Consider the following 10,477-nt stretch of genomic DNA (forward strand, 5'->3'; position numbering starts at 1 on the left):
TCCGTCCGCGCTACACCGCCTTGAGGAGCACGGCCACGCCGGACAGGACGAGCGTGGCGCTGACGCCGGTACGGAACGCCGCCGGGGAGGCGCGGTGGTGCAGGACGTCGCCGATCCAGGCGCCGGCGGCCGCCGGCGCCAGCATCAGCAGGGCGGTCATCATGCCGGCCCGGTCCAGCACGGGAGCGGACGACACCAGCGTGGGCAGCGCGAAGTAACACAACGTCAGGAAGCCGTCGATGAGGATGAAGTAGCCCAGTACCGTGCCGCGCAGCAGGGACTTGTCCGGCTGGTTGCGGTTGAGGAAGACGACGAACGGCGGTCCGCCGGCACCGAACATGCCCTCCAGCAGTCCGCTGAGCCCGCCCGCCCCGAGAGCCGCCGCCGCCGACGGCTCCGTCGTACGGGCCTTCTGGCCGCGCAGCATCCGCACCGCATACCAGAGGGTGCCGAAGCCGACCAGGAACAGCAACGCGCGGACCGGCAGATAGGACAGCAGCCACGCACCCGCGACGGCCCCCACGATGCCGGGCAGCGCAGCGCGTGCGACCACCGAACGGTCGACGGACCGCCGGGTCCGGAACGCCATGTAGCCGCCCACCGCGAACTGGAGGAAGACCGAGACGGCGATGACGGTTTTGAGGTCCATCACCAGGGCGAGCAGCGGCGCCATGATCGGTCCTGACCCGAACCCGGTGAGCCCTCGCACCGTGTAGGCGGCACACACCACCACGGCGGCGAAGAGCAGGGATGACCACATGAGATTCTCCAGTCGACTGCTGGGGCGGACCCGACGGCTCGTCGGATCAGCGGGAGGGGAGGAGCAGGAGCTTGCCGCTCGTGGCGCCGGAGGCCAGGTCGGCGTGGGCCCTCGCGGCCTCGTGCAGGCCGTAACGCCCGCCGACGGAGACCTGCAAGGTGCCGTCGCGCACCCACTCGAAGACGTCGCCGGCGCGCTCGGCCAGTTCGGCAGGGTCGGTGGCGTGGTCGACGAGGGTGGGGCGGGTGAGGAACAGGGAGCCCCGGGCGGCGAGGGACTGCGGGTCGAGCGGCGGCATGGGGCCCGACGCCGCTCCGACGAGCACGAACATGCCGCGGCGGCGCAGCGCCAGCAGGCCGGCCTCCGCGGTGTCCTTGCCGACGCTGTCATAGACGACATCGACGCCGTGGCCGCCCGTCAGCTCCCTGACGCGTCCGGCGAGCTCCGCGGCCGGGACGGTGCCGGGCGCACCACGGACGATCACCTCGTGCGCCCCGGCCGCCCTCGCCGCGTCGGTCTTGGCCTGGCTGGACACCGTGCCGATGACGCGAACGCCACGCCGTGCCAGCAGCCGTACGAGGTGCTGACCGAGGCCGCCCGCGGCGGCGTGCACCAGAGCGGTCTCGCCCTTGGCCGCCGGGTAGGTCGAGGTCGTCAGGTAGTGCGCGGTCAGTCCCTGGAGGAGAACGGCGGCCGCGTCCTCGTCGGTCAAGTCGTCCGGAACGCGTACGGCGGCGGACGCGTTCACGACCACCCGCTCCGCGTAGCTCCCGGGAGCGGCCCACCACGCGACACGGTCGCCGGGTGCGAACCCGTCGACATCGGGACCGGCTTCCAGGACGGTGCCGGCACCCTCACTGCCGGGGACGAACGGCACGGGCAAGGGGCCACGGCCGGCGCGTTCGTGCAGGTCCTTGAAGTTGACTCCCACGGCGCCCGGTTGGACGACGAGCTGCCCCGGCCCCGGAACCGGGTCCGGGCGTTCGGCGAGGACGAGCACTTCCGGTCCGCCGTGCCGGTCGACGACGATTGCGCGCATTGCTGCTCCTGGTTGTGTGGTGCGGTGAAAGGTGCCCGAGAGTACCGATCGGCCGTGGCTCACTCCGTCTCGCGGAAGAGATGACGGAAGTAGTCGATGTCGCCCGTGAGTTGACCCAGCAGCGAGCCCAGCTCCAGATCCGGTTCACCGCTCGTGCCCAGCAGCTCCTTGTTGCGGCGCAGCACGGCGGGGGAGAACGGCAGGGACCCGGTGAACAGGTAGCGGATGGCGCCCTGGGCGTCGCGCCGGGGGACCAGCGCGGACCGGGCGCAGCGGCTGGCGCTGAACGGGATGTCCAGGGTGCCGTCGTCGAACGCCTCGGCCACGGCCGTGATCAGATCCGGCCGGGCCAGCAGCGGGTCGACGAGTTCGGCGACCTCCCGCAGGATCCACTCCATCTCCTCGGCGACCTGGTCCGCGTCGGCCGTCATGAAGCCCAGGAGGGGGGAGTTGGCCCGGTCCGCCAGCCGCAGCCCTTCCACGTTGGCCTGCGGGTCGGGGATGCCGAATGCCTCCTGGTAGGTCTTGGTGATCAGCTTCGAGGCACCGCCCAGCCGCGAGACGAGCGCTCCGTAGAGGATCAGGTCCTCGGCGTGGGCGCGCTCGCGCGGGAAGACGCCCATGAACTCGTGCAGCACGGCGTGCACCTGGACGTCCGCCGGGAGGTAGCGTTCGGCCAGGACCGGTATGCAGCGCAGCGCCGCCACGTCCTGTGCGAGGTGGCCGCCCTGCGGATACGACACGGAGATGCAGCGCACCCCGGCCCGGGCCGCCAGCACGGCCTCGATCACGCTGATCGCCAGACTGATCGAGGGCGGCACCAGGACCGCGGTGAGGGTGCCGAACAGCTCGCGGTCGATGATCACGCCGTGCTCGGCCAGTTCCCCGCAGCGCCGGTCGACGTCCTGCCAGGCGCGCAGCGACTCGACGAGCGGCACGGCCTTGCAGTACGGCAGGTTGTAGGAGATGCCACCGCCTTCGAAGGAGGTCATGCCCGCGGCGACGGACACGTCGAACAGGGCGCGGGCGTCGGGGGAGCCGTGCCTGATCTCCAGCGGAGCGGCGACCGCCTCGTTCAACTCCCGGCCGCGCCGCCAACCGTGGGCGACCAGCGGGTAGCCGTTGAGGTCGGTGGGGCGGGCGTTGAGGGTGCGCAGCGCCTCCTCGAAGCGCAGGAGGCGGGTGTGCGAATCGATGGTGAGGGTGAGGATGTCCGGCGCGGCCTCGGCCTCAAGAGTGGTCAGCAGCGCCTTCATCTCCGCATGGCCGCCGACCCCGCAGCGGGGCTGCACGGCGACCCTCCCGGCGGCGCGGCAGGACGCCAGCACCTCGGCGGCCGTGGGTTTGCCCAGCGACCTGATGTAGCCGGCGGACTCGGCGGGGGAGGGCACGGCGGCGCCGTCCCCGAGCACGGCGACCGGTGCCAGGGCGCGGTGCCTGGTTCTCATGACGCCGCCAGCGAGCAGGTGCGTGCGGCACGCAGCTCGTCCAGGAGCGCCGGCAGCCCGGCCGGGTCGGCCATGATGTGGTCGACCCCGAGGGAGTAGAGCCGGTCGTGGGCCGTGCCGTCCTTGTGGCTGCCGACGGACAGATTGCCGCCGACCACGACGGGGACGGGGATCTGCCCGGTGGCCTTGGCCTGGGCGAGTCCGCGCAGGTCCTCGTGGACATGGCCGTTGAGGCTGCCGATGATGACCGCTTCGGCGTCCGGATGGTCCGCGCATGCCTGGGCGAACTCCTCGACCGGGGTGCAGGTGCCGAGGTTCACGACGCCGAAGCCGATGCCGCGCAGGGAGAGGGCGATCAGATGGTTGGCCACGGCGTGGCTGTCGCTCGCCGCCACGCCGAGGATGACCTTGCGGGTGGCTGTCGGGCCGGGCAGCTGGGTCGGTGTCGAAGACATCAGAAGTTCCTCATCGTTCGGGTCGCGTGCGTCAGTCGTCGAAGGCCGCGAACAGCTCGCGCCTGCTGACCGCCTTCAGCCGGTTCACGTCGTACTCCTCGGCATCGGCGGCCGACAGCGAGTCGAAGGCGTAGGAGATCGCCGGGATCAGCCCCCAGACCTCGTGGTACGGCGGCCAGCCCTGGTGTCCGGCGTCGATGTCCTGCTGGCGGGCGAAGAGGTAGTCGGCCCACTGGGGAGCGGCCGGGTAGCGGTGGTGGAAGTCGTGCACGACGGTGTCGCCGGTCAGGACCAGGTAGCGGGACGGGGCGTGCAGGAAGACCAGGCGAAGTGTCCAGCGGGCCCAGGCGCCGGCGCGGCGGGCGAGGGGCAGGTCCGGGGAGGGCAGCGCGTCACCGATGAAGATGGCGTTGGTCAGGCTGGAGAAGTATGCGCGGCCGTGCCGCGTTTGGATGCCCGGCACCGGGAAGGTGTGCTTGACGCAGAGCCGCAGGGTGTTGCTGACCTGGAACAACGGGAACAGCGGCACGAACCAGACGACGAGCAGGGCCGGCCAGGCGCCGGTGAGTACCGAGGCGGTGACGGCCGTGCCGTACAGCAGGAGCGCCGACACCTTCTCGCTGCGGGCCGACTCGCTCCAGAAGGAGCGGACGCGCGAGACCGTGAAGTTGAAGTGGAACCGCGGCGAGACGAGCTTCAGCAGCAGCCTTCGCCACATCTGACGGCGCGTCATGCCGGGGTGCAGCTGGAGACTGACCAGGAACGCCTGGACGGTGGGGTCCTTGAGCGTCATGTGCTGCGCCGCGTGGTGGTCGCGTACGTGTTCCCGGCTGTAGCGCTGGAAGTTCTGGATGACGAGCAGGCTGGAAATGGCGTGACCGATGGCCCGGTCCAGGCGGCGCCGGCGGTACATGTTCCGGTGCGAGCACTGGTGGTAGATCATCATGCGCAGGTTGCGCATCCCGTGCAGAGTCACCGCCCAGCCGACGGGCAGCAGTACGAGCAGGCCGTGGCCGAGGGTGAGGGCGAGTGCGCCGACCAGCGTTCCCAGCACCACCGACACCGTGGCGGTGGCCAGGTGGAAGCCGGGTGTCCAGCCCGGGGACGCCTGTCCGGGCAGTGCCTTGCCGGTGAACAGCGTGGCCGGGTACTGCAGCAGCCGGGGCAGGCGCCGCATGGTCTCCCGGGGGTCGGGAGAGGCGGTCTGCGGGGGCGCCGGCTGTCCGGTGGGGCGGGCGCTCGGCGCCCACGAGTTGATCACAGCCACGGGAACTCCTCCGTATGCTCGGGACGAAAGACGTGAAGGTATGGCGGTGCGAGCCGGTACGTACTCCGGCGGAACGCGGGACCGGTCCGGCGGGCGGTGAGCCGTCGACCGCCCCGCAGGGCCCTCACTCCTCCTCCGCGACCCGGACGGTCGCGGCGTCCGTGAGGCGGCACTGGCACGCGAGACGGAAGTCGCCGTCCGCCCGTCCCAGGTCCTCCAGGAACTCGCGCTCGTCGGCGTCCATCTCCCCGAGCGAGTGGGATCCGTCCAGGACCTCGATGACGCAGGCGCCACAGGCGCCCGACTGACATCCGAAGGGGATCACCCGGTGGGAGGTCTCGTTCTCCAGGTCGGTGAGCGGGGCGCCGGCCGGGAGCAGGATCTCCAGGCCGTGCGGCATCAGGGTGAGTTTGTTCTGAGGCACTGCTGTGTCAGCTCCTACGCAGGGACCGGTACGGGGTGGGAGTCGGAGGAGTGGCCGGGGGCGAGGCGGGCGCCGGGGTGCAGCGCCACGGCGGCGTGGTTGACGGCGGTGGCGGCCTCGCCGAAGCCGACCGAGATCAGCGGAACCCGGCCCGCATAGGTGCAACCGTCTCCGACGGCGTACACCCTGGGCAGGCTGGTGCGCATGGTGGCGTCGACGCGGATCTGCCGGTACTCCAGCTCCATCCCCCAGCGGGCCAGGGGACCGAGGTTGGTGGCGAAGCCCAGTGCGGTGATCAGCGTGTGCGCGGGCAGGCTCAGCGTGTCGCCGTTCTCGGTGCGGACGTCCACGGATCCCAGGCGGCCGACGCCGTGGCAGGCGACCACCTGGGCCTCGGTGAGGACGCGTACGGGGGACCGGTAGAGCTGCCGCACACTGTGCTCATGGGCCCGGAAGGACGCCCGCCGGTGGACAAGGGTGACCGACCGGGCGATCGGGGCCAGTGCCAGTGCCCAGTCCACCGCGCTGTCCCCGCCTCCGGCGATCACCACGTCGCGGTCCCGGTGCTCCTCCAGACGCGGCACGTGGTACCCGACGCCTCGCCCCTCGTACGGAACCGCACAGGGCAGCTTGCGCGGGGTGACCTTGCCCAGCCCGGCAGCGACGAGCACGGCTCCGGCGCTGATTCGCACACCCCGGTCGGTGCCGAGGAGCCAGCGGGGGCCGTCCGCCTCAAGGGTGGTGGCCGTCTGGCCGAGCAGGTAGCGGGGCTCGAAGGGCGCCACCTGGCGCACCAGGTTGTCGATGAGTTCGCGGCCCGCGACGGCAGGGTGCGCGGCGATGTCGTAGAGCAGCTTCTCGGGATACATCGCGGCCACCTGTCCGCCCGGTTCGGGCAGCGCGTCGATGATCGCGGTACTCAGACCCCGGAAGCCCGCGTAGTATGCGCCGTACAGGCCGGCGGGGCCGGCACCGACGATGGCGAGGTCGACGTCGAGGGGTGCGCCGGAGAGGCCGATCGTGGGCTCGGGGATCACTGGTGTCTCAGGTCTCACTCTTCTCACGTTTCCCTGAAGTCTCGTGTGTTCCGGGCATCACGCAGCGCATCGGCACGGCCCCGCAGAAAACCCGCCACCCAGGCCCGCCCGGATCGGCGACAGCAGCTCGCCGATCCGGGCCTGGTGAAAGCCGACGGCTCGCGTCCGGCGCTTTCGCCGGTGGTGCGGAAGAAGAATCAATTCAACCGCTGGCGCAGGAAGCCGACCATTTCATCCAGTGCCTCCCTGGCGATGTCGAGCACTGCCGCCATGGACAGGAATCCGTGCGGCAGGTCCGCATAACGGTGGTAAGCCACCGGTACATTGGCTCGCGAGAGCGCTTCCGCGTAGGCCTCGCCCTCGTCACGCAGCGGACAGAACTCGGCCGTGATCATGAAAGCGGGAGGAAGTCCGCTGTGGTCGCTCGCGTTGAGCGGCGAAGCGTAAGGCGACTCACCGTCGGCGGGATCGGCGAGGTAATGGTTCCAGAACCAGGGGACCGAGATTCCGTTGAAGAACATCGGGTCCCTGTTCTCCCGCATGGAATCGGTGTCCGACCCGTAGCGCATCGCCGGGTAGACCAGCACCTGCGCGCTGATCCGCGGCCCGTCGTCATCCCTGGCCATCAGGGAGACCGCCGCAGCCAGCGTGCCGCCGTTGCTGTCGCCCGCGACGGCGATGCGTCCACCGTCGGCACCGAACTGCGCCGCATTCTCCGCTATCCATTTCACGGCGGCATAGCAGTCGTCGATAGCTGCCGGGAACGGGTGCTCGGGCGCCAGCCGATAACCCACGGAGACGACGACGCAGTCGGAGAGGGTGGACAGCGCGCGGCAGAACGCCTGTGACGTCTCGTGGGAGCCGACGACGAAACCGCCGCCGAAGAAATAGACCACCACGGGCCGCGGCGCGTCGCTCTCGCTCGGCGGGCGGTACACCCGGAGCGACAGCGGGCCGGCCGGGCCGGGGATGTCCAGCTCGAATATCTCCTTGGGCTGTTCGATCCAATCCCAGATCGCGGATTCGGTCTCGGCGTCCGCCTTTCGGGCCTCGTCGACCGACATGGTGTAGAGCGGAGTGAAGCCTGTTGCGAGGCGGAAGTTCCTGATACCCTCAGCTATTGGATGAAGTGGCATCAAAACTCCTCGATTTCCTGGGCATCAACGGTGCGCGATGCTGCCATGCGAATCCCCTTGGTCGACGGTCTGCACGCAGGTTTTCCACTGCAGCAAAAGGCTGCGGGTTCAGGGCGTGTTCTGCCATGCCGATGAGAACGGTACGATCGCGTCGACGCCAGTCGCATCCCCGACAAGTTCAGGTGCGGGGACACGGCAGGCTCAATTTGCGCCCTGCGGCTAAGCGCCCCGCTTACGTCCGGGTGCTCCCGTTCGTGTCACTCTTTGGAAGATATTGGCGCCGCGTGAAATTGGGCGGCACGGTGATGTGAGTGAGTGGACACACGGACGTGAGGGGTAGCGCACCACACCATGACCATCGAAAACGTGACTTCACAGCCCGCCGGGGACAGCGACGTTCCGGAAAGCACGAATGCGCGCCAGGCACGCGTCTACGACAACTTCATCGGTGGCGAGAACGGCCTGGCGACCGATAGGGCTGCCGGTGCCTGGATCCGTATGCAGGCCCCTGGTCTGGTTGCGGCGATGCAGGCGAACCGCGCCTTCCTGTCACGCGCGGTGCAATGGCTGACCCGACAAGGCGTCGACCAGTTCATTGATATCGGTTCCGGATTTCCGGTGTCGCCGAACACGCACGAGATCGCCTTGTCCGCGTCCCCTTCAGGCTCCGTCGTCTACTGCGACGTCGACCCTACGGTGGGGGAGCGCACGCGCGCGCTCATCGCCGGGCAGGCGGGGGCTTCCTTCGTATTGGGCGACATCCGGAACCCCGAAGAGCTGCTGGCGCAGCCGGCCGTCCAGGCCTTGATCCGGTCCGGCCGCCCGGTGGCCTGTGTGCTGGCCGCGGTCCTGCACTTCGTGCCGGAAAGTGCCGACCCTGCCAGGATCACCGCGGTGCTGCGTGACGCGCTGCCCCGGGGCAGTTACCTGGTCCTCTCCCACGTCGCAAGCGACATCCCGTGGGGAGACGGTAACGACGAGGAGACGCTGAAGCGCGCCACCGAGGACATGTATCTGCGCACCCAGGAGCAGGTCACCGGTTTCTTCGGCGATTTTCAACTGGTGGCGCCCGGTGTGGTGTCCGCACCTCACTGGCGCGGCAGCGAGGAGACGGCAGGGGACGGACCCGACCTGGCCATCTACGGCGGAGTCGGTCGCAAGATCTGAGCCCGGGGGGGGCAGGAAAGACAAGAGGCCGGCCGCCGTCGGAGACACCCGACGGCGGCCGGCCTCTTGTGAAGTCGGTCGAGGGTCAGGGCGACTGGAAAGCCAGCCTGGCCGCGAAACCGATGAGCAGCAGGCCGGTCGTCTGCTCGATGCGGGCCCGTACGCGTGGCCGGCGCAGCCACCTGCCCAGGCGGTCGACCGTGAGGACGTACAGACTGAACCACATCAGGTAGATCGCGGCGAAGACCGCCGACAGCAGCAGCGCCTTGAGCATGACGCTGCCCCTGGTCGGCAGGAATTGCGGCAGGAAGGTCACGAAGAACAGAGCGACCTTGGGGTTGAGCGCGTTGGACAGGAAGCCGTGGCGCAGGTTCTTCCTGCCCTTCGCCCCGCGGTCCCAGGCGTCGCCGTCCGTGCTCTCCTTCATGGTGTGTCGGGCACTGCGCAGGGTGGCGATGCCCATCCACACCAGGTAGACCGCGCCGACGACCTTCAGCACGGTGAAAGCGGTCGCCGAGGCGAGCAGCACCGCGGAGATGCCGAGCACCGCGGCGCCGACGTGCACGCTCAGGCCGAGCACCCCGCCCAGCATGGTGAGCAATCCGGCCCTGCGGCCGGACACCAGTGAGTTCCGGGTGATCAGGGCCTGGTCCGGTCCCGGGATCATGATGAGGACCAGGGACGCGGCCGCGAAGGTCAGCACGTGGCAGCCCCCTCGTGGGCGCCGAGCGTGCGGAGGGCGCCCGCCAGCGTCCGCAGCACCACGGCGGGTCGCTCGCGCAGATAGAAGTGGCCGCCGGGGAACTGGCGTACGGTCACTTCACCCGTGGTGTGTTCCTGCCAGGCCGCCAACTGCTCCGCGGTCACGCGGTCGTCGGCGCCGCCGAAGACCGTGATGGGCAGGTCGAGCGGCTCCTCGGCCCGCCACTCGTACGTTTCGAGTACGGCGTAGTCGGCCCGTAGCGGCCCGATGGTGAGCGCCGCCAACTCCGGCGTCGCGAGGACCTCTGCGGGGATGCCGCCGTGTCGCTGCGCCACCGCGTCGAGCAGCTCGGCGTCCGGCAGCAGATGCAGTTCGCCGCCCGCCCTGTGCAGGTGGGGAGCGGGCAGGCCGGAGACGACGAGGCGGGCGGGCAGGGGGCCGCCGGTCGCGCGCAGTCTGCGGGTGACCTCGTATGCGACGAGCGAGCCGAGGCTGTGTCCGAAGAACGCGAAGGGCGCGCTGTCGAATGCGACACCGGCGAGGAACGCCTCGACGAGCTCGTCCATCGAGGTGAGGGGCGGTTCGGCGGCCCGAGACCCACGGCCGGGCAGCTGGACGGCTTGCGGTGCGGCGCCGCGCAGGTCGCGGGCCCAGCGCAGATATTCAGCGGCGGAGCCGCCCCCGTGTGCGAAGCAGTAGAGCTTGGGGGCGGCAGGCCGCGGCGCCCCGCTGATCAACCAGCGGGGCGACGTGGCGACGTTCATGGGTTCCTCACACTCGGGCCGGGAGCGGTGCGGTCAGATGGCGGGCCAGGGCATCGGCGGTGAAATGGTCGAGGACGTCCCGCGGGCGAACCGGTACGTGCAGTTCGTCGCGGACCCGAGCGCAGATCACCAACGTGGTCGCCGAGTCCACACCGAGGGCGTCCAGCGGGGTGGCCGGGTCGATCTCGTGCGCGGGCACGTCGAGGATCTCGGCCAGGAAGTCGACGAGCCATTCGACGATCTCGGCATGGCTCGACTGAGGTGCACGATTCATTGC

At 70.0% G+C, this 10,477-nt stretch carries 12 protein-coding genes; 1 reads left to right on the forward strand and 11 read right to left on the reverse strand.

Going from position 1 to position 10,477, the window contains the following annotated elements:
* Positions 1-10: 10 nt before the first annotated feature.
* The 8 genes from IF20_RS06440 to IF20_RS06475 all read right to left on the reverse strand — a co-directional run bounded on the left by IF20_RS06440 (position 11) and on the right by IF20_RS06475 (position 7,494).
* Positions 11-760 carry a sulfite exporter TauE/SafE family protein gene (locus IF20_RS06440; RefSeq protein ID WP_052863968.1) on the reverse strand — a complete coding sequence of 250 codons (750 nt, stop codon included), beginning with the start codon at positions 758-760 and terminating at the stop codon, positions 11-13.
* A gap of 46 nt (positions 761-806) precedes the next feature.
* Entirely contained in the window at positions 807-1,799 is a 993-nt protein-coding gene (locus IF20_RS06445) for a quinone oxidoreductase family protein (RefSeq protein WP_052863969.1), read from the reverse strand.
* A 59-nt stretch (positions 1,800-1,858) separates the two neighbouring features.
* Complete coding sequence (locus IF20_RS06450; RefSeq protein ID WP_052863970.1) at positions 1,859-3,247, reverse strand: methylaspartate mutase; 1,389 nt, start codon at positions 3,245-3,247, stop codon at positions 1,859-1,861.
* On the reverse strand, positions 3,244-3,702 hold the full coding sequence (locus IF20_RS06455) for a cobalamin-dependent protein (protein WP_052863971.1): 459 nt from the start codon (positions 3,700-3,702) through the stop codon (positions 3,244-3,246). Before IF20_RS06455 ends, IF20_RS06450 begins: the two co-directional genes overlap by 4 nt.
* Before the next feature lie 31 nt (positions 3,703-3,733).
* Positions 3,734-4,969 (reverse strand): fatty acid desaturase, encoded by a 1,236-nt coding sequence (locus IF20_RS06460; protein WP_234426522.1) that lies wholly within the window; start codon positions 4,967-4,969, stop codon positions 3,734-3,736.
* 124 nt (positions 4,970-5,093) lie between these two features.
* A complete protein-coding gene (locus IF20_RS06465) occupies positions 5,094-5,393 on the reverse strand; it encodes a 2Fe-2S iron-sulfur cluster-binding protein (RefSeq protein ID WP_110943856.1) in 300 nt (99 codons plus the stop codon).
* A gap of 14 nt (positions 5,394-5,407) precedes the next feature.
* On the reverse strand, positions 5,408-6,448 hold the full coding sequence (locus tag IF20_RS06470; protein ID WP_234426523.1) for an NAD(P)/FAD-dependent oxidoreductase: 1,041 nt from the start codon (positions 6,446-6,448) through the stop codon (positions 5,408-5,410).
* 179 nt (positions 6,449-6,627) lie between these two features.
* On the reverse strand, positions 6,628-7,494 hold the full coding sequence (locus IF20_RS06475; protein WP_234426524.1) for an alpha/beta hydrolase: 867 nt from the start codon (positions 7,492-7,494) through the stop codon (positions 6,628-6,630).
* A 423-nt stretch (positions 7,495-7,917) separates the two neighbouring features.
* Between IF20_RS06475 and IF20_RS06480 the strand changes: the two genes are divergently transcribed.
* Positions 7,918-8,733, forward strand: a complete 816-nt coding sequence (locus IF20_RS06480) for an SAM-dependent methyltransferase (protein WP_052863973.1) — start codon at positions 7,918-7,920, stop codon at positions 8,731-8,733.
* 85 nt (positions 8,734-8,818) lie between these two features.
* Here IF20_RS06480 and IF20_RS06485 read toward each other — a convergent pair whose 3' ends face one another.
* From IF20_RS06485 to IF20_RS06495, 3 genes are read right to left on the reverse strand one after another with little or no spacing between them, the layout of a single operon-like run.
* The gene (locus IF20_RS06485) at positions 8,819-9,436 is read right to left on the reverse strand and encodes a LysE family translocator (RefSeq protein ID WP_110943857.1); all 618 of its coding nucleotides are present in this window, start codon (positions 9,434-9,436) and stop codon (positions 8,819-8,821) included.
* Positions 9,430-10,200: a thioesterase II family protein gene (locus tag IF20_RS06490; protein WP_052863974.1), complete on the reverse strand. Its 771-nt coding sequence runs from the start codon at positions 10,198-10,200 to the stop codon at positions 9,430-9,432. Before IF20_RS06490 ends, IF20_RS06485 begins: the two co-directional genes overlap by 7 nt.
* Before the next feature lie 7 nt (positions 10,201-10,207).
* Entirely contained in the window at positions 10,208-10,474 is a 267-nt protein-coding gene (locus tag IF20_RS06495; protein WP_052863975.1) for an acyl carrier protein, read from the reverse strand.
* Between the last annotated feature and the right edge of the window lie 3 nt (positions 10,475-10,477).

Origin of the sequence: Streptomyces niger (assembly GCF_000718305.1) — a bacterium.
GTDB lineage: Bacteria > Actinomycetota > Actinomycetes > Streptomycetales > Streptomycetaceae > Streptomyces > Streptomyces niger.

Coding starts and splice junctions, on each gene's coding strand:
- IF20_RS06440 (WP_052863968.1), bottom strand. CDS start 760: ATGTGGTCATCCCTGCTCTTCGCCGCCGTGGTGGTGTGTGCCGCCTAC.
- IF20_RS06445 (WP_052863969.1), bottom strand. CDS start 1,799: ATGCGCGCAATCGTCGTCGACCGGCACGGCGGACCGGAAGTGCTCGTC.
- IF20_RS06450 (WP_052863970.1), bottom strand. CDS start 3,247: ATGAGAACCAGGCACCGCGCCCTGGCACCGGTCGCCGTGCTCGGGGAC.
- IF20_RS06455 (WP_052863971.1), bottom strand. CDS start 3,702: ATGTCTTCGACACCGACCCAGCTGCCCGGCCCGACAGCCACCCGCAAG.
- IF20_RS06475 (WP_234426524.1), bottom strand. CDS start 7,494: ATGTCGGTCGACGAGGCCCGAAAGGCGGACGCCGAGACCGAATCCGCG.
- IF20_RS06480 (WP_052863973.1), top strand. CDS start 7,918: ATGACCATCGAAAACGTGACTTCACAGCCCGCCGGGGACAGCGACGTT.
- IF20_RS06490 (WP_052863974.1), bottom strand. CDS start 10,200: ATGAACGTCGCCACGTCGCCCCGCTGGTTGATCAGCGGGGCGCCGCGG.
- IF20_RS06495 (WP_052863975.1), bottom strand. CDS start 10,474: ATGAATCGTGCACCTCAGTCGAGCCATGCCGAGATCGTCGAATGGCTC.